Source organism: Pseudomonas sp. NFACC45, from assembly GCF_900113505.1.
GTDB classification, from domain to species: domain Bacteria; phylum Pseudomonadota; class Gammaproteobacteria; order Pseudomonadales; family Pseudomonadaceae; genus Aquipseudomonas; species Aquipseudomonas tehranensis.
The window spans coordinates 301498-318384 of the sequence record NZ_FOPO01000006.1; the positions used below are offsets into that span (position 1 = coordinate 301498).

Annotated in this window: 19 protein-coding genes and 1 tRNA gene; 13 read left to right on the forward strand and 7 right to left on the reverse strand. The window is 59.9% G+C overall.

Annotated features, from left to right (window positions below; translation table 11 throughout):
* Positions 1 to 71: 71 nt before the first annotated feature.
* From BM132_RS13565 to BM132_RS13615, 11 genes are all read left to right on the forward strand, one after another.
* Positions 72 to 677, forward strand: coding sequence for a biliverdin-producing heme oxygenase (locus tag BM132_RS13565; protein WP_092401377.1), 606 nt, complete (start codon positions 72 to 74; stop codon positions 675 to 677).
* Positions 674 to 2908 carry an ATP-binding protein gene (locus BM132_RS13570; protein ID WP_092455884.1) on the forward strand — a complete coding sequence of 745 codons (2235 nt, stop codon included), beginning with the start codon at positions 674 to 676 and terminating at the stop codon, positions 2906 to 2908. Before BM132_RS13565 ends, BM132_RS13570 begins: the two co-directional genes overlap by 4 nt.
* Positions 2909 to 2948: 40 nt before the next feature.
* A complete protein-coding gene (locus BM132_RS13575) occupies positions 2949 to 3395 on the forward strand; it encodes a hypothetical protein (RefSeq protein ID WP_092401372.1) in 447 nt (148 codons plus the stop codon).
* A gap of 548 nt (positions 3396 to 3943) precedes the next feature.
* Positions 3944 to 4717: an ABC transporter ATP-binding protein gene (locus BM132_RS13580; RefSeq protein ID WP_092401369.1), complete on the forward strand. Its 774-nt coding sequence runs from the start codon at positions 3944 to 3946 to the stop codon at positions 4715 to 4717.
* A 13-nt stretch (positions 4718 to 4730) separates the two neighbouring features.
* Entirely contained in the window at positions 4731 to 5498 is a 768-nt protein-coding gene (locus BM132_RS13585) for an ABC transporter substrate-binding protein (RefSeq protein ID WP_092401366.1), read from the forward strand.
* 78 nt (positions 5499 to 5576) lie between these two features.
* Positions 5577 to 6272, forward strand: a complete 696-nt coding sequence (locus BM132_RS13590; protein ID WP_092455886.1) for an ABC transporter permease — start codon at positions 5577 to 5579, stop codon at positions 6270 to 6272.
* Entirely contained in the window at positions 6269 to 6958 is a 690-nt protein-coding gene (locus BM132_RS13595) for an ABC transporter permease (RefSeq protein ID WP_092401360.1), read from the forward strand. The genes BM132_RS13590 and BM132_RS13595 overlap by 4 nt, the downstream gene beginning before the upstream one ends.
* Entirely contained in the window at positions 6939 to 8171 is a 1233-nt protein-coding gene (locus tag BM132_RS13600) for a methyltransferase (protein ID WP_092455888.1), read from the forward strand. The genes BM132_RS13595 and BM132_RS13600 overlap by 20 nt, the downstream gene beginning before the upstream one ends.
* Before the next feature lie 331 nt (positions 8172 to 8502).
* Positions 8503 to 9327, forward strand: a complete 825-nt coding sequence (locus BM132_RS13605; RefSeq protein ID WP_092401354.1) for an FkbM family methyltransferase — start codon at positions 8503 to 8505, stop codon at positions 9325 to 9327.
* A 75-nt stretch (positions 9328 to 9402) separates the two neighbouring features.
* Positions 9403 to 9478 (forward strand) — tRNA-Thr (locus BM132_RS13610).
* Positions 9479 to 10047: 569 nt separating this feature from the next.
* A complete protein-coding gene (locus BM132_RS13615) occupies positions 10048 to 10326 on the forward strand; it encodes a DUF3077 domain-containing protein (RefSeq protein ID WP_092455890.1) in 279 nt (92 codons plus the stop codon).
* A gap of 189 nt (positions 10327 to 10515) precedes the next feature.
* Here the strand turns inward: BM132_RS13615 and BM132_RS13620 are convergent, their stop codons facing one another.
* Entirely contained in the window at positions 10516 to 10812 is a 297-nt protein-coding gene (locus BM132_RS13620; protein WP_092455892.1) for a type II toxin-antitoxin system RelE/ParE family toxin, read from the reverse strand.
* The gene (locus BM132_RS13625; protein ID WP_092455894.1) at positions 10802 to 11044 is read right to left on the reverse strand and encodes a CopG family ribbon-helix-helix protein; all 243 of its coding nucleotides are present in this window, start codon (positions 11042 to 11044) and stop codon (positions 10802 to 10804) included. Before BM132_RS13625 ends, BM132_RS13620 begins: the two co-directional genes overlap by 11 nt.
* Before the next feature lie 352 nt (positions 11045 to 11396).
* On the opposite strand from BM132_RS13625, the gene BM132_RS13630 reads away from it, so the two are divergent.
* On the forward strand, positions 11397 to 13004 hold the full coding sequence (locus BM132_RS13630) for a methyl-accepting chemotaxis protein (protein WP_092455896.1): 1608 nt from the start codon (positions 11397 to 11399) through the stop codon (positions 13002 to 13004).
* 151 nt (positions 13005 to 13155) lie between these two features.
* Here the strand turns inward: BM132_RS13630 and BM132_RS13635 are convergent, their stop codons facing one another.
* Complete coding sequence (locus BM132_RS13635) at positions 13156 to 13833, reverse strand: RES family NAD+ phosphorylase (RefSeq protein WP_092455898.1); 678 nt, start codon at positions 13831 to 13833, stop codon at positions 13156 to 13158.
* Complete coding sequence (locus BM132_RS13640) at positions 13833 to 14243, reverse strand: MbcA/ParS/Xre antitoxin family protein (RefSeq protein WP_092455900.1); 411 nt, start codon at positions 14241 to 14243, stop codon at positions 13833 to 13835. The genes BM132_RS13635 and BM132_RS13640 overlap by 1 nt, the downstream gene beginning before the upstream one ends.
* A 352-nt stretch (positions 14244 to 14595) precedes the next feature.
* On the opposite strand from BM132_RS13640, the gene BM132_RS13645 reads away from it, so the two are divergent.
* Positions 14596 to 15522, forward strand: coding sequence for a LysR family transcriptional regulator (locus BM132_RS13645; protein ID WP_092402142.1), 927 nt, complete (start codon positions 14596 to 14598; stop codon positions 15520 to 15522).
* Here the strand turns inward: BM132_RS13645 and BM132_RS13650 are convergent.
* Genes BM132_RS13650 through BM132_RS13660 form a run of 3 tightly spaced genes read right to left on the reverse strand, consistent with a single transcriptional unit; the run spans position 15439 to position 16882 of the window.
* Positions 15439 to 15756 (reverse strand): AzlD domain-containing protein, encoded by a 318-nt coding sequence (locus BM132_RS13650; RefSeq protein WP_047226873.1) that lies wholly within the window; start codon positions 15754 to 15756, stop codon positions 15439 to 15441. The two genes, BM132_RS13645 and BM132_RS13650, sit on opposite strands and share 84 nt — an antisense overlap.
* Positions 15735 to 16448 carry an AzlC family ABC transporter permease gene (locus BM132_RS13655; protein WP_047226872.1) on the reverse strand — a complete coding sequence of 238 codons (714 nt, stop codon included), beginning with the start codon at positions 16446 to 16448 and terminating at the stop codon, positions 15735 to 15737. The genes BM132_RS13650 and BM132_RS13655 overlap by 22 nt, the downstream gene beginning before the upstream one ends.
* Positions 16445 to 16882, reverse strand: coding sequence for a GNAT family N-acetyltransferase (locus tag BM132_RS13660; RefSeq protein ID WP_177218176.1), 438 nt, complete (start codon positions 16880 to 16882; stop codon positions 16445 to 16447). Before BM132_RS13660 ends, BM132_RS13655 begins: the two co-directional genes overlap by 4 nt.
* Positions 16883 to 16887: the final 5 nt, after the last annotated feature.

Here is a 16887-nt window from a genome sequence, read left to right on the forward strand (position 1 = left end):
CGGCAAAAAATCTGTGTAAGATTGATGCGCTTTTTTTCCAGCAACGCTCCAGTCAACGAGCTCTATCGCGCATGTCACCGGCCGCACCTCCCCCTTCTCTGATTCAGGCATTGCGGACCGAAACCGCTGAGCTGCACGTCGCCCTGGAAAAACGCTTGCCGTTTTTCTCCGAACAGCTGGACCTCGACCTGTACCGGCGCCTGATGGCGGCCTACTACGGCTTTTATAAGCCGCTGGAACAACGACTTCATGTCCTGACGCTGACACCGACGGGGCTGGACCAATCCCTGCGGATCAAACTCCCCGTACTGCGGGCGGACCTTACGGCACTTGGCCTGGGTGACCACGCTATCGAAACACTGCCCACCTGCGCGGACCTGCCGCAGATCGACTCCCGTGCCGCTGCCCTCGGGGTTTCCTATGTGTTGGAAGGCGCGACTCTCGGGGGGCAGATCCTGCGCCGCAGGGTGGCCGAACAGCTGGGTCTTGATGCCTCCAGCGGCGCGGCGTTTCTCAATGTGTATGGCGAACTCACCGGCCGGCGCTGGAAGGATTTCCTTCAATACCTGGGCGACAGGAACCTTGGCGACGCTCAAACGCTCGAAGTCACACGCGCCGCCAAAGCGACGTTTACCCATTTTGAACACTGGCTGGACAGCCAAAAGGTATTGTTATGACCCCGGAAAACCAGGAAGCCTTCGAAGAGCTGCTGGCCAACTGTGCAGATGAACCGATTCGCTTCCCTGGGGCCATCCAGCCGCATGGTGTGCTGCTGATGCTGTCCGAGCCCGACTTCGTCATCCGGCAGGTCAGCGCCAACGTTTTGCAATTGATGGGACACGACCCTCAAGGTCTCCCGGGCCAGACGCTGGACGCACTGTTCGGGCAGCAGCAGGCCCAAGCCATCCTCAAGGCCTGTCGCACCGATGCGGATGGCGACAACGCGCCCGTGGAGATTGTCGTGAACCAACTGCGTTTTGACGCCCTGGTCCACCGCCATCAAGGCGCCCTCATCGTCGAACTGGAACAGCACCTGAGCGACTACCGTCCAGAAGGTGTCAGCGGCGAAGCCAACCTGGGGCGCATGTTGCAGCGCCTGCAAGGCGCGAAAAGCCTTCAGGCTCTCTACGAAATCAGCGTTAGAGAAATTCAGGCCATGACCGGCTACGACCGGGTGCTGATCTATCGCTTCGAAGAAGAAGGCCACGGCCAGGTGATCGCCGAGGCCAGCGCGCCGTCGATGGAACTCTATAAAGGCCTGTTCTTCCCGGCATCCGATATCCCTGAGCAGGCCCGGGAGCTGTATCGCACCAACTGGCTGCGGATCATCCCCAACGCTGACTACACGCCGGTACCATTGGTCCCGGCGTTGCGCCCCGACACGCAAACAGCCCTGGACCTGAGCTTTTCCACCTTGCGCAGTGTCTCGCCGATCCACCGCCAATACATGAAGAACATGGGTGTGCTGTCGTCCATGAGTATTTCCCTGATGGAAGGCGAACGGCTGTGGGGCCTGATCAGTTGCGGTAACCGCCAACCACTGCTCGTGCCCCATGAGATGCGCATGGCCTGCCAGACCATCGGCCAAGTGCTGTCGCTGCAGATCAGCGCCATGCAAGCACTGGAGCTGACCCGCCAACGGGACGCCAAGCTTGAGGACCTCAAGGTGCTCGCCATCGCCATGGCCGAGTCCAGCGACAATGTCTTTGACGGCTTGTCCCGCGAACCCCAACGGCTGATGGACTTGGCCGGCGCCACCGGCGTCGCGATCCTCGAGGACAACAAGCTGCACCGCCACGGTCAGTGTCCGGAAGCGGAGCAGATCCGCGAACTGCATAAATGGATGCTGGAGACTGGCGAGGCCGTTTTCTCCCACCACAACCTGAGCAGCGTTTTCACTCCGGCCCAGGCTTATCAGGACGTGGCGAGCGGCGTGCTGGCGATTCATCTGCCCAAGCCTGTGGACAATGGCGTGCTGTGGTTCCGCCCCGAGGTGAAGCAAACCATCCAGTGGAGCGGCGACCCGCAAAAACCCCTGGACCTGGAAAGCAGCGAGACAGGTTTGCGCCTGCGACCGCGGACGTCTTTCGAGATCTGGAAAGTCGAAATGGCCGGCATCAGTACCCAATGGACCCACGGCGATCTGTTCGCCGCCAACGACCTGCGCCGCTCGGCCCTGGAAAACGATCTGGCTCGGCAAGTCCACAAGGAGCGTCAGGCCGTGCAGGCGCGTGATGAACTGGTGGCAGTGGTGTCCCATGACCTGCGCAACCCGATGACAGTCATATCCATGCTCTGCGGCATGATGCAAAAGTCCTTCAGCTCCGACGGCTCCCATAGCTCCAAGCGAATTGCCTCAGCCATCGACACCATGCAACAGGCCGCCAGCCGCATGAACGTACTGCTCGAAGACCTGCTGGACACTTCGCGCATCGACGCCGGCCGCTACACCATCCATCCCCAGCCGATGGACGTCAGTCAGATATTCGAAGACGCCTGCTCGCTGCTGACGCCACTGGCAACCGCCAAGGCCATCGATATTTCGTTCCACGCCGAACCCGACCTGAAGATCAATGCCGACCCCGAGCGGCTGTTCCAGGTGCTGTCCAACCTGATCGGAAACGCCATCAAATTCACTCCCCGGCAAGGCAGCGTAGGCATCAGCGCGATGTCGGTGGGTGACGAGATCGTGTTCAGCGTTCGTGATACCGGCGAAGGAATCAAGCCGGAACAATTACCTCACGTGTTTGACCGCTACTGGACAGTCAAGGAAGGCAACCCGAACGGCACTGGACTGGGTTTGTACATTTCCAAGGGGATTGTCCAGGCCCATGGCGGTAAACTGCATGCCGAAAGCCAACCCGGCAAGGGCAGCGAGTTCAGCTTTACCGTGCCGAAAATCAACTGAGCCGGGCATCGCCCCCTAACCCACTGGAAACCGAAGCCCAATGGCCTCACTGAACAAACAGCAAAAACGCGCCAAGCGTGCCAAAGACAAAGCCAAACAAATCCGCATGAGCGGGCGTAAATCCATCCCTATGTATGGCGACCCGGCCCACGCCACCGCCCAGCCACCGGTCTACGTGCTCGAACTGTTCGCCAAGCTGCGCGAAGCCGAGGCCATCAGCCGCAGCGAAATGCTCGACACCCTCCTCGCGTCCGTCAGCGTGATGATCAGCGAACGCCCCGGCCTGCTGGACCTGAAAAATGCCGAGAACGAAAGCATGGCCGCCACCAACCTGGCCGCCGACATGCTGGTGGACTACCGCATGTGGGCCGACGACATGGACCGCGAGACGGCGCAGCGCTGGCTCAGCACCCCGGAGTTCATCAAGGACTTCGGCGAGGCGCTGGATCGTTATCGTCAGTTGATGGAAGAGCCCGCCAGCGAATAAGCCGGCCAGCTATTCGTGCAGCACCGCTGCCTGCGTCGGCGGTGTCGCGGTATTCCTCACTGCTGCGTGGCACCGATACCGAGTACTTGCCCGACGGAGAAGAGGCCGTAAACACTTTCATGACAAATAACTCTAAGCATTCGCAAGACTGGGATAGGTGGTTCGACAATGGCGACGCGACTGCTGACTACATGACAGAACGCGATCAGCCTCACGCAGATGAGAACAGCCAGCTAAAATCTCCTATGGACGATAAAAACGTACAACGGCAACACTCATCCGGTTAACCCTTCCAACCCCCGCCCAAAGCTGGCACCATCGCGCCTTTTTTTACGCGACTCCCCGGGATTTTTACCGGTAAACAGAGTTCGAACGACCGTTTGGTTGTTGATGGCGCGACAGTCTGCTGCGCCGATGCGACAAGCTGCCGCACATTCACCGTTTACCCCCCGTAGCGCTGTTGGCTGCCATTCGGGCGCTATGCTAGCTTGGCCGCCTCGCCAGGAAGGCCGCCAACAGCAAGGGAGCACACACCATGAGGACCGCACATGGCCCAGGCCACGCCCGCGCTTGAAATCCGCAACTTGCACAAACGCTACGGAAAGCTGGAGGTGCTCAAAGGCGTCTCGCTGACCGCCCGCGACGGCGATGTGATCTCGATCCTGGGTTCCTCCGGTTCCGGCAAGTCCACATTTCTGCGCTGCATCAACCTGCTGGAAAACCCCAACCAGGGTCAGATCCTGGTGGCCGGCGAAGAACTCAAGCTCAAGGCCGCGAAAAACGGTGAACTGGTGGCCGCCGATGGCAAACAGATCAACCGCCTGCGCAGCGAAATCGGTTTTGTGTTTCAAAACTTTAACCTCTGGCCGCACATGAGCGTGCTCGACAACATCATCGAAGCCCCGCGCCGGGTGCTCGGCCAGAGCAAGGCCGAGGCGGTGGAAGTGGCCGAGGCCCTGCTGGCCAAGGTTGGCATCGCCGACAAGCGTCATGCCTACCCTGCCGAACTTTCCGGTGGTCAGCAGCAGCGCGCCGCCATCGCCCGCACGTTGGCGATGCAGCCTAAAGTGATTCTGTTCGACGAGCCCACCTCTGCCCTTGACCCGGAAATGGTCCAGGAAGTACTTAGTGTGATCCGCGCCCTGGCCGAAGAAGGCCGCACCATGCTGCTGGTGACTCACGAAATGGGCTTCGCCCGTCAGGTTTCCAGCGAGGTGGTGTTCCTTCATCAAGGCCTGGTCGAGGAGCAAGGATCGCCACAGCAGGTCTTCGAAAACCCGCTTTCGGCGCGCTGCAAACAATTCATGTCCAGCAACCGCTAACGGAGCAGTACCTATGCAGACCTACAAGAAATTCCTCCTGGCCGCTGCCGCCAGTCTGGTCTTCTCGGCCAGCGCCATGGCCACGGAAACACTGAAGATGGGCATCGAAGCGGCCTACCCGCCGTTTAACAACAAAGATGCCAGCGGCAACGTGGTCGGCTTCGACAAGGACATTGGCGACGCCCTATGCGCCAAGATGAAAGTCGAATGCAGCGTGGTGACCTCCGACTGGGACGGCATCATTCCAGCCCTGAACGCCAAGAAGTTCGACTTCCTGATCTCCTCGCTGTCGATTACCGAGGAACGCAAGCAGGCCGTGGACTTCACCGAGCCGTACTATTCCAACAAGCTGCAATTCATCGCGCCGAAGGCCACCACCGATTTCAGCACCGACAAGGCGTACCTGAGCGGCAAGACCATTGGCGCCCAACGCGCGACGCTGGCCGGTACCTGGCTGGATGACCGCAACATGGAAGATGACTACAACATCAAGGTCACGCTCTACGATACTCAGGAAAACGCCTACCTCGACCTGCTCTCCGGCCGCGTTGACGCCATCCTGGCGGACAAATACGTGCAATACGAATGGCTCAAGAGCAAAGACGGCGCCGCCTTCGAATTCAAAGGCGACCCGGTGGTGGAAAGCGACAAGATCGGTATCGCCGTACGCAAGGGTGACGACGAACTGCGCACCAAGCTGAACGCCGCGCTCAAGGAAATCGTGGCCGACGGCACCTATAAAAAGATCAACGACAAGTACTTCCCGTTCAGCATCTATTGATCCTGACGTGCCTGGCCGGCGCTGCTTCATTGCGGCGCCGGCCCTTAGCAAAGCCTGCCGCGATATGAACACACACCCATGATGATCGATCTCTACGGATTCGGACCGGCGCTCGCCGCTGGCGCCCTGATGACCGTCAAACTGGCGCTCTCGGCCCTCTGCCTGGGGCTGGTGCTCGGCTTGCTCGGCGCCTTGGCCAAGACTTCCCCGTACAAGCCGCTGCAATGGCTGGGCGGCACTTATTCGACACTGGTTCGCGGCGTCCCCGAATTGCTCTGGGTGCTGCTGATCTACTTCGGCACCGTCAACCTCATGCGTGCCCTGGGCGAATACTTCGGTAACCCGGACCTTTCCCTGAACGCCTTCGCCGCCGGCGTCATCGCCCTGGGCCTGTGCTTTGGCGCCTACGCCACGGAAGTATTTCGCGGCGCGATCCTGGCAATTCCCAAGGGCCATCGCGAAGCTGGCGTGGCCCTGGGGTTGTCCAAGTGGCGGATCTTTACCCGGCTGATCATGCCGCAGATGTGGCGCATCGCCCTGCCCGGCCTGGGCAACCTGTTCATGATCCTGATGAAAGACACGGCGCTGGTGTCGGTGATCGGCCTGGAAGAAATCATGCGCCATGCGCAAATCGGCGTGACCGTGTCCAAGCAGCCGTTCACCTTCTATATGGTAGCCGCGTTCATGTACCTGGGCCTGACCGTGCTCGCCATGATCGGCATGCATTTTCTGGAACGACGTGCCGCTCGCGGCTTTGCCAGGAGCACCCAATGAACTGGGAAGTCATCATCAAGTGGCTGCCGAAACTGGCCCAAGGCGCGACATTGACCCTGGAACTGGTGGCCATCGCCGTGATCGCCGGTCTGCTGCTGGCGATTCCGCTGGGCATCGCCCGCTCCTCACGCCTGTGGTACGTGCGGGCTTTACCCTACGCCTACATTTTCTTTTTCCGTGGCACGCCGTTATTGGTTCAGCTGTTCCTGGTCTACTACGGTCTGGCGCAGTTCGATGCCGTGCGTAGCAGTTCGCTGTGGCCGTACCTGCGGGATCCGTTCTGGTGCGCCACAGCCACCATGACCCTGCACACCGCCGCCTACATCGCTGAAATCCTGCGCGGCGCGATCCAGGCCATCCCTCGTGGTGAAATCGAGGCCGCGCGAGCCCTGGGCATGTCCCGCCCCAAAGCGTTGTTCTACATCATCCTGCCTCGCGCCGCGCGCATCGGCCTGCCGGCCTACAGCAACGAAGTGATCCTGATGCTCAAGGCCAGCGCCCTAGCGAGCACCGTGACCCTGCTGGAGCTCACCGGCATGGCCCGCACCATCATTGCCCGGACCTACTTGCCGGTGGAGATCTTCTTCGCGGCCGGCATGTTCTACCTGCTGATGGCGTTCGTGCTGGTGCAGGGCTTCAAGCTGCTGGAGCGCTGGTTGCGCGTCGATGCCTGCCAAGGGCGCTGACCGCGGCGTGCTGACGGGCGAGGCGTTACTCGCCCGTTTCACCGCGCTGGATGCTTTTCTCACAACGCACCAGGCATTGTGGAAACCGCGTCCGTTCACCCACCTGCAACTGCCATGGGAAGGGTCCTACCCTGAGCTGGCCCAATGGCTACGCCAGCGCTCGCTGGAGGACGCGGAAAACGACCATCACCAACCCTGGCTGATTCAACATGCACCCGCGCCATTTCCAGAACTGGCGGCCATTTCCCATGCGTTGAGCGCCGTCGCAGAACTGCCGGGCAAAGAGCTCAAAGCCGCCGCCCATCGCCTCAGCGTCGACGTGCCAGGCCGTAAATGGCAGCAGATCGAAGCGTTCGCCAGCCGCCTGCACTTCGCCACCCGACCGACCCACTGGCTCGATTGGTGCGCCGGCAAAGGTCACCTTGGCCGACGCTTGCTGCAGGATGAACAACAGCTGACTTGCCTGGAATACGACCCAGCCCTGGTCGCCAGCGGCCAGCAGCTGAGCCAACGCCACCGTTTACCCGCCACGCACTTGCAGCAAGACGTGCTGGCGGCAGAGGCCGACCTGGCGATCCGCCCTGAACACACGCCGGTAGCCCTGCACGCCTGCGGCGACCTGCATGTGCGTCTGATGCAATTGGCGAGTACCGCTGGCTGCGCGCAACTGGCCATCGCCCCGTGCTGCTACAACCGCATCAGCACCGAGCGCTATCAACCACTGTCCGACGCTGCCAAGGGTTCGGTCCTACAGCTATCGCTGGACGATCTCGGTCTACCCCTGACAGAAACCGTCACGGCCGGCGCACGTATCCGGCGGCAACGGGACCAGTCCATGGCTCGGCGCCTGGGCTTTGACCTGCTGCAACGACAAATCCGGGGCCGCGACGACTATCTGCCCACCCCGTCACTTCCCAGCACCTGGCTGGAAAAGTCCTTCGCCGACTACTGCATCGATCTGGCCGCCATGAAAGACTTATCCACAGTCGGCTCACCCGACTGGACAGCACTGGAAGCAGCCGGCCATCAGCGTCTGGCCGAAGTGCGCAACCTGGAATTGGTCCGAGGCCTTTTCCGGCGGCCTTTGGAGCTGTGGTTGGTGCTGGATCGGGCACTTTTTCTCAGCCAGAAAAATTACCACGTCCGCCTCGGCACCTTCTGCGAAACGCCGCTGACGCCACGCAATCTGATGCTACTGGCCGAGCGTTACTGATACGAAACAGCCTGTGGATAACTCTGTTGATGAAAAAGTCTTGGATCCAAGAAATCCGCGATTTTCTGCTGCAACCGGGGCTGGTCATTTTTTGTTCATATGGATAAAAAACCATTAAAACAGGCATTTGCGAGCAAACGAGAAAACTGTCACAAAATCGCAAGATGACAGTCGCCCCGCCCCGCCCGTTGTGCATAAGCGCTCAAACAAAACGACATAACCGCCGAACTCAGTGCTCCCACACGCCTGCAATTGCGCCCACCGCGCCCGTGCAGTACAACAGCCTTACGTATCGTGACTGACACAATGCCGACACACACAAGGACTGGCCGTGACGTTCATTTCCTACGCACAAAACTTCGAAGACATACGCCTGTGGCGCGCCCTTCAATCGGTGGAAAACGGCTTTTATCTGGACGTAGGCGCCAACCATCCGACAGAAGATTCGGTGACCCGGGCTTTCTACGACCACGGTTGGCGCGGGATCAACATCGAACCGGTGCCGGCGTACTACGATGCCCTCTGCCAACAACGTCCCGACGACATCAACCTGCAATGCGTGGCCGGCGAAAACGCCGACAGCCTGACCTTCTACACCATTGCCGACACAGGCCTGTCCACCGTCGAAGCCAGCGTCGCCCAACAACACCGTGACGCCGGCATGAATGTGAGTGTCCAAACCGTCCAGTCCCGCACCCTGACGTCGATCTGCGAGCAATACGCCCAGCACCGCCCCATCCACTTCTTAAAAATAGACGTCGAAGGCCACGAAGAAACCGTGCTGCGCGGCATGGACTTCAGCCGCTGGCGCCCCTGGATCATCCTCATCGAAACCCCATGGACCCGCGACCAGACCTGGGAAACCCTCGTCACCGACGCCGGCTACCAGCCCATCCTGTTCGACGGCCTCAACACTTTTTACCTCGCCGAAGAACACCTGGCGCTCAAACCCGCTTTCGACATCCCCCCGTGCAACCTCGACGGGTTCCAGTTCTGCAAGGGCCACAAATTCAGCCACCCCCTCAGCGAACCCGACCAACAACTCACCACCGCCCTGCAACGCGCCGAACGGGCCGAAGCCCAACTCCATGCCCTGCAAAACAGCCGCACATGGCGAACCTTGCAGAAAGTACGCAACCTCGTACGCCGCGCCTGAGCCAGGGCCCTGCAAAAATAGTCAGAATTCAGGGGTTTACAGAACGCACCCAATCGCTATAATCGTCGCCCACACGCCGGTATAGCTCAGTTGGTAGAGCAACTGACTTGTAATCAGTAGGTCCCGGGTTCGACTCCTGGTGCCGGCACCATACAAAACGAAGCCCTCGCAGAAATGCGAGGGCTTTGTTGTTTCTGCACATCCACTTTCCTGTCCACACACTGAACTCTGTGGGAGCGAGCCTGCTCGCGATGAGGCCATCACAACCACCGACAATCTGCCATACAGACGCAAGCTCGCTCCGTCCGCCCCAGATGCGTTAATTCCGGACACACAATTCCAGCCCCGCCAGCATCGCGCCACGATTGTCCCCTATCCAATCGACCGCTACCCTCCAAACGTCGCTGCCAATTCAGCGACCGGGCCTGAGAACCCGAGTAAGATGCAGGCGCTACAGCGCCCTAACCACGTTTTGCGGCGTTTTTTTATGCCCGTATTTCGTGCAATGGCGGCTGTGCGTGGGAGACCTTCGGGTCTGCCGGGTTCCTGTATCTCCGGTTTCTCAGCCCGCGCACAGCTGCCACCCATTCGCCTGAGAACGAACGTGGCAGCTCTCACTTGATATGGGAGTTTTATCGATGCATGCCATGGATTCGCCGTTTTCTGCCGTTGCGCTTCGCCAGCCGTTACCTGCCGCCGACTGACAATCGGAGGCGCACAATGACTCATCCCAGAGACCTCAAAACCCCAGGCCTGACCCCCTTCTCCTTCCACTCCGATCGTCCACTGTTCCGCGTCACCAGCGGTGTCCCCATCGGCGAAGCCCTGTCCCACGCTTCCGACCTGCTCCACGTTGCCAAGCTTTTGGCCGAGGACGCGGCGATGATTCGCAGCACGGATCGGTATGCTTGGGCGTCGTGTTATTTACAGGATATGAGCAAGGCGGTGATTGATGATGTGGTGAAGGTGCTGGAGGCGCCGGGGAATATGTCCGCTTAGGTCACCGGGGACATCCGATGCTGCTCACTTAAGCGAGGGTGGCATTGGATCAGGAGCTGAGCGATTCGGGGACAGACCACGATTCCTAGCTTGAATGAATATGCAGAGACGCCAAATTAATCGTGGTCTGTGCCCGTTATTTCTTAAACGAGTCTGGAGGATGTACTTCGTCCCTCGCTTTGCGCCCCGTCACCCCTTGGCGCGAGGGCGTTGCCGCGTATGAAATACCCCAAGGATTTGAAGGCGGTCACCGCGTACCCGGTAGGGGATGAGATAGGACCAGTTGGGCACTGCCCATTCACGCGTGTTTTTGACTCGACCCTCACGGCCCATGGCGGGAAATCGGGCCAATTTGTCTACGCTGGCGAAAATCGCATCTGAGAAATCATCAGCAGCCTTGGGGTTTTCAAGGGCTATATAGCTCGCTTCGTCTTCCAAGGTTTCTGAGGGCTTTTTCAAGGCTTTTTCAAGCCACTCAACCCGCATTCCTGCTCCAGCGGCGGGCGCGCATTGCCGCAACCTGGTCGTCGGTGGCGAATTTACCTTGATCAGCCTCTTCGACCGCCAGTTCGATCTGCGCAGTCAAAGCCTTCTCGTGCTCGATGTAGTCGCGAAGAACATCCATCACCAGATAGCTAACGGTTTGGCCATTCGTCTTAGCCAGATCGGAGAGCGAGTTCGAAAGGTCTTCCGGCAGGTTCAGGGATATTCCGGTCATGGCAGCCTCGATGGTGAGCGGTTGATGAACACCTTACACCGGCAAGGGTCATTCGGGGACAGACCACGACTACGAGACGGACCGACTACTCAGCTAGCTCAATATCGTGGTCTGTCCCCGATTTTTTTCCCGATTTTTTTCATTGGATCCGGCACTTAGAACCGGGCGCAGGAACAAAGGGGGCTGCTTCGCCCCCCAGCGGGAGCAAGCTCGCTCGCCACGGGCCGTGCGCAATATTCACTTAATCTTTTTTCCGCCGATACCCTTTATAGCAGCGTCGCCCGCACCAGGCGCTGCGCTTGCGCTCTACTACACTTGCCCTCAAATCCCGCCCCCTCTGGAGTATCAGGCGATGAAGATCAGGACCAAGATCATAGGCTCGGGGTTGATCAGCCTTTTCTTTGCCCTTGTGCTCGGCGGTATCGGATTGTGGGGCTATATCAGCATGACCAGCGCCCTGGCGCGTAGCGAGACCAGTATTTCGGCCATGCGCAAGCACATGGAGGCGGACATGATGCACGACGCCATTCGTGGCGATGTGTTGGCCGCTTTGCTGGTGGCGCCGGGGGATGCCGCGGGAGCCAAAGAGGTGCGGGAGGCGTTCGATGAGCATGCGCAACGGATGCGCAAGGTCATCGCCGAAAATGCCGAGGCCCAGTTGCCGCAAGCGATCGCTCAGGCCATTACCGAGCTGAAGCCGCAAGTGGACACCTATATTGCATCGGCTCAGCAGGTGATCGCTAAGGCGTTGGGTGGTGCCCAGGATGGCCGGGCGTTGCGGACGGAGTTCGACGGGGCGTTTTCGGCGCTGGAGGAGCGTAACGAGGCGGTGAGTGAGTTGATCGAGAGCCAGGCCCATGCCACCCGCGAGCATCAGGACCACAGCATTCAAACGTCGGAGCGCTGGCTGGTTTTCACGTTGCTGGCCACCTGTGTGGCGTTGGCGCTGTTGTCCTGGAGCCTGCTCAAGGCGGTGCTTACACCGCTGAATAACATCATCCTCAACACTCAGGCGATTTCCCAAGGGGATTTGCAACGCTCAATGGGCGCGCACAGCAAGGATGAGCTGGGCCAGTTGCAACGCGTGATCGAGCAGATGCAGGTCAATTTGCGGCAAATGATCGCCACGATCCGCGGCCAGAGTGACGAGTTGCATGGCACCTCGCGCGTATTGGGCGATACGGCGCGGCAGATTGTGTCCAGCGCCGATCAGCAGGCGCAGAGCGCCACCAGCATGGCGGCGAGCATGGAGCAGATGATGGCGAACATCAGCCAGATCCATCAGCACGCCGACAGCGCCCGGACGATCTCGGCACAGTCCGAACAACTGGCCAGCAGCGGCGGGCAAGTGATTCTTGGGGTGGTGGAAGGTATGAGCCGGATTGCCGAGGTGGTCAATCAGTCGTCCAGCAAGATCACGGCGCTGGACGCCTCGTCTGAAGACATTCATTCGATCATTCAGGTGATCAAGAGCATCGCCGAGCAAACCAATCTGTTGGCCCTCAACGCCGCCATCGAAGCTGCCCGTGCCGGGGAGGCGGGGCGCGGCTTTGCGGTGGTGGCCGATGAGGTGCGTAACCTGGCGGCGCGCACAACTCAGTCCACCCAGGAAATCACCGCGATGATCGAGCGCATCCAGACCAGCGCCCGGGATGCGGTGGCGAACATGCAGGCTTGCGTCAGCCGCGTGGACGAAGGCGTGTCACTGGCCCAGCAGGCCGGGGTGTCCATCAGCGAAATCCGCACCGGCGCCCGGCACGCGGCAGAAGTGGTCGAGGAAATTTCCCAGACCATTGCCGAACAATCGAAGGCCAGCGATGAAATGGCTCAGAGGGTGGAGTCGATTGCCGAGCAGTCCCGCGAGAACACACGCTCGATTCACAACCTGACGCAAACAGCGGATCAATTGAACGATGCAGCGGGGTCGATGCAGGCTTCGGTGCAGCAGTTCAAGATTTGATCAAACGGCTGCATTCACGTATGTGGCGAGGGCGAGGGCGCGTGCTCTCGCTGGGCTGCGTAGCAGCTTCTGCTTTCAATACTCGCGAATGATTGAAAATTATGGCTGGGCAATAATTATTGCCCAGCCATAAAACACCCTAAAGCCTGACTCACACCTCGTTCACCTCAAACACAAACGAAATCTCCCGCTTCTGGGCGCTCCAGACGTAGCGGATATGCTTGCCCTGCACCGGAACCGAAACCGCCGGAGGGCGAAACGCCGCGACGCATTCGTGCCCGGACAGGCGGACGCTGTTGTACAGCAAGCCCCAGGACAAGGTTTCGCGCAGTTGCCGGGCGAACACCTGGGACGGACCGTAGGCGGTGGGGTCCGGGTCGTGCAGGTGCGGGTAGTCTTGGCGGATATCGTGCAGCGGCTTGATGACCTTGTTGACGTAGGTGCGCATGGTCAATTCCAGATCCGGCTCGTTGGTCGCCCCGAGGAATCGCGCCTGGTGGTAGCAGGTCTCGGCAATGGCGGCTTCCTGGCTGCTGGCCGCGTAGTAGACGCCGAAGGTGCCGTCGCTGAAGCGGCTACTTTTGCCGATATGGGTAAACGCGGCCATCACCGGCGAGGAGCCGGGCCCGGAAATGCGGTCCTCCGGGCGTACCCGGGACAGCACGCCGGCTTCTTCCATGAGCCGGTCGTTGGTCAGTGCTTCCAGGGCATACGCGGTGGGCAGGTCCTCGGGATCAAGCACATCTTCGAACAGCGCAATCGGCGGGAAGCTGCTGTTGACTATCCGGTAGGCACGCTTCCATTGCGGGTCCGCCAGGGGTGGCGTCATCAGCCGCGTACTCCGTCGAGATAACGCCGCACATCGGCGATGTCCACCACCCGCCCGGCGAGCATATAGGCCAATGCCGACTGGCCGTTGAAGGGCGCAGCGGTATTGGGGCTGTTGACCCACTGGTAAGCGCGGTCCCGGCTGTTGCTGAAGATGATGCTCAGCGCCTTGTGAATGCCCATGAGGTAGGAAATGCGCTCCAGTGTGTCGTGAGGCAGCCTGACGTTTTCCGGTAATTGCTTGTACTTATAGAAAGTCGTGTTGCCTACCTTGCCCAGCAACGTGCGCTGCTGCTCGACGCTGCAGCCCCACAACGCCATGAGATTGAAGAAAAACTTCAACGCGACCCGACCCGCGTCCGGGGAGTCCAATTGTTGCTGCGCGTTGAGGCTGATGGAGGAGGTTGCCATGAGATTTGGGCTCCATTGCTAGGCTGACACCTAGAGAGTAGTACAAATACGGATAAATTATTATTTTTTGTTCGTAAACGTATTTTTACCACCCTCTACCTGAACAATTCAGCCAGCCGTGTGCAGGAATTTTCTTTGCGCCAGCCACTTACGGACTCGCTGACCGCCTCGATTACCGTTGATCAGGCAAAAAACCCAAATCCCGCATAAGCTCCAACCATCGTCTGCCGGAGCTTTTCGCCACAAAACCGCGACAACCGTGGCAAGGTACATGATGATAGCCGGCATGCACTGCCTGACCGGGCCAGGTGCACAACAATAGCGAGCCCACTTAAGCAGAGGGCATTACCTCATGGATAGCAGAACCTTACGCAACCTCATGCGCATCGTGCAGACCGGCTCCTTGTCGGCGGCAGCGGAACATTCCTGCCTCACGGTGCAGGCATTGGCGGCACAGTTGAACAAAGTTGAGGAGCAGTTCGGCTTCCGGTTGTTCCGGCGGTCGAACAAGGGCCTGACATTGACGAGCCAAGGCTCGGAACTGACGCCGTTCATGGATCAGGTGCTGGTTGCCACGCGGCAGTTGGAAGAGAAGGTCGCGGCGCTGAAGACACCCCGGCAGCGCACGCTGAGAGCGGCGCTCAATACCACGCTGCCGGCGGAGTTCAACCGGCGGATGATCGATCGGCTGATCGCCGTGTTTCCTCAGTATCAGTTGGAGTTCAGTTACGCCGAGTCGATGGAAAACCTGAGCAAGCTCAAGAATGAAGATTTCGACCTGGCGATCCTGATCGGTCCGCAGCAGAGCGGCTTTTCCAGCATCACCATGCCGGACGTTCAGGTGCAGGTGGTCGGCGCCCATTGTGGCGAAGAGGACGACTCCCTCGGTTTGCTCGGCGATAAGTTTCAGGTGCGTCCCGCCGAGGAATGTCCGTACTCCCACAGCTTCCTTCGCTTCCTGGATGCCGGCCTGGGCGAGTACGGCTCGAGTCAGCGGATGGTGTATTCCTGCAGTGAAACGCTGACATTGTCGTTGATTACCCAGCTCGATGGCCTGGGGCTGGTGTCCCGGGAAGCTGCGCTGCGTAACGACTTGACGATTTTCCCGGACTTCGAGGATTTCCTCGAGGTCCGCCTGGCGGTGAATAATCCAGAGTTGTCCGGCCAGGCGCTGCACGATGTTGTGGACCTGACGCTAAAGGAACGAACCGAGCGCGATGTACGCCGCCGTGCCCACCGCCACACTGAGAAACAGGTTGCGGCTGAAATACGCACATAACAGCGTCGGAATCGCGGCATAGAACTCCGGGCGGTCGAGTTGTATCTGCTGATCCTTGATCAACAACGGGGTGAGGCTGATGGCAGCGACGATCGCCACCGGCAGGTATTCCAAGGCGCGGGCGACGAACGGTGGCCAGTTTTCAGTATTGACCTGCAGCGGCAGGGCCCGTGGCAGAAAGGTCACCGCCATCATCAGGGCCACGACCAGGATCAGGAACGTTTGGTCAGGCATACGCCCACCCCGCAGCCAACGAACGTGGCAATGAAGACATTGAACGGCGAACTGCCCAGCAGGCTCAGCCCGCCCATGCAGACGACCGCCGCCAGGGCAGCGATCAGTTTGTTACGGGTATTGCACAGCGAAACCAGCACGTAGAGCATCATCGCAGTCAGGGCGTAGTCGAGCTGGTATTTGATCAGGTGCGCCGCGTATTGCGCACACACCGCTCCCAGCAGACCGCCGAGCACCCAGGAAGTGTGGCAAAAGAGGTTGAAGCCGATCAGGTAACGCACGCTGACCGGCGCCCCGGTGCCGAGTTTGACGCTGTGGAAGGCGAACGACTCATCCGTGAGCCCTGCCGCGTAGCACCAGCGCTCGAAACGACTGAGCCCCAGCGCCCGCAATGCCTTGGCCATGTACACCGACATCAGCATGTGCCGCGCGTTGATCAGAAAGGTGGTGAGCACGATGGTGGTCAGCGATGCTCCACTGGAAATCAACGCCAGCGCCGCGAATTGCGAAGCGCCCGCGTAAACGAACAGGCACATCGCCACCGGCAGCCACAAGGGCAACCCGGCGTTGACCGCCATCAGACCGAACACAAACGAAACCGTAAAATAACCCGCTACCACCGGACTGGCTTCAGCAAAGGTACGCGAGGCTTGTGGTTCGACCACCAGCGGCTGGCTGGAAGTCTTGCTCATAGATCCCTCTCGAAAGTGATTTCACCCCGAGGCTCACAAAAGCCTTGGGCTGCCCAAAACCGCTTGCCGGCCAGATTAGCATCGTCGACGAACAGGAACATGCGCAGTACGCCGACCCGCTTCATGTCGGCCGATGCCGCCTCCACCAGCCGCTGGCCCAGGCCTCGGGTGCGATGCCCTGGGCTGACGGCCAGGTGATTGATGGTGCCACGGGTGCCGAGCATGCCGCCAATCACCGCCCCCACCACCTCCCCGCGGACATCAACGGCCAGGTACGCAGTGGTGGTCTCCTGCAACAACACCCCACGCAAGAATCGGGCATCCTGCCACTCGCAGAACGACACTTCGTCGAAACCGCGAAAGAACTGCTCCAGTCGTTCGGCGTCCCTGACCATTGCCCGGCGCAACAGAACCTGTTGCTCCGGATCGTCCATGGGTT

Excerpts from the sequence above, each read along its gene's own strand:
- BM132_RS13595 (WP_092401360.1), top strand. The coding sequence starts at position 6,269 with ATGAACTGGGAAGTCATCATCAAGTGGCTGCCGAAACTGGCCCAAGGC.
- BM132_RS13620 (WP_092455892.1), bottom strand. The coding sequence starts at position 10,812 with ATGCGGGTTGAGTGGCTTGAAAAAGCCTTGAAAAAGCCCTCAGAAACC.
- BM132_RS13600 (WP_092455888.1), top strand. The coding sequence starts at position 6,939 with ATGCCTGCCAAGGGCGCTGACCGCGGCGTGCTGACGGGCGAGGCGTTA.
- BM132_RS13570 (WP_092455884.1), top strand. The coding sequence starts at position 674 with ATGACCCCGGAAAACCAGGAAGCCTTCGAAGAGCTGCTGGCCAACTGT.
- BM132_RS13580 (WP_092401369.1), top strand. The coding sequence starts at position 3,944 with ATGGCCCAGGCCACGCCCGCGCTTGAAATCCGCAACTTGCACAAACGC.
- BM132_RS13645 (WP_092402142.1), top strand. The coding sequence starts at position 14,596 with ATGGATAGCAGAACCTTACGCAACCTCATGCGCATCGTGCAGACCGGC.
- BM132_RS13615 (WP_092455890.1), top strand. The coding sequence starts at position 10,048 with ATGACTCATCCCAGAGACCTCAAAACCCCAGGCCTGACCCCCTTCTCC.
- BM132_RS13660 (WP_177218176.1), bottom strand. The coding sequence starts at position 16,882 with ATGGACGATCCGGAGCAACAGGTTCTGTTGCGCCGGGCAATGGTCAGG.
- BM132_RS13590 (WP_092455886.1), top strand. The coding sequence starts at position 5,577 with ATGATGATCGATCTCTACGGATTCGGACCGGCGCTCGCCGCTGGCGCC.
- BM132_RS13650 (WP_047226873.1), bottom strand. The coding sequence starts at position 15,756 with ATGCCTGACCAAACGTTCCTGATCCTGGTCGTGGCCCTGATGATGGCG.
- BM132_RS13625 (WP_092455894.1), bottom strand. The coding sequence starts at position 11,044 with ATGACCGGAATATCCCTGAACCTGCCGGAAGACCTTTCGAACTCGCTC.
- BM132_RS13585 (WP_092401366.1), top strand. The coding sequence starts at position 4,731 with ATGCAGACCTACAAGAAATTCCTCCTGGCCGCTGCCGCCAGTCTGGTC.
- BM132_RS13575 (WP_092401372.1), top strand. The coding sequence starts at position 2,949 with ATGGCCTCACTGAACAAACAGCAAAAACGCGCCAAGCGTGCCAAAGAC.
- BM132_RS13655 (WP_047226872.1), bottom strand. The coding sequence starts at position 16,448 with ATGAGCAAGACTTCCAGCCAGCCGCTGGTGGTCGAACCACAAGCCTCG.
- BM132_RS13630 (WP_092455896.1), top strand. The coding sequence starts at position 11,397 with ATGAAGATCAGGACCAAGATCATAGGCTCGGGGTTGATCAGCCTTTTC.
- BM132_RS13640 (WP_092455900.1), bottom strand. The coding sequence starts at position 14,243 with ATGGCAACCTCCTCCATCAGCCTCAACGCGCAGCAACAATTGGACTCC.
- BM132_RS13565 (WP_092401377.1), top strand. The coding sequence starts at position 72 with ATGTCACCGGCCGCACCTCCCCCTTCTCTGATTCAGGCATTGCGGACC.
- BM132_RS13635 (WP_092455898.1), bottom strand. The coding sequence starts at position 13,833 with ATGACGCCACCCCTGGCGGACCCGCAATGGAAGCGTGCCTACCGGATA.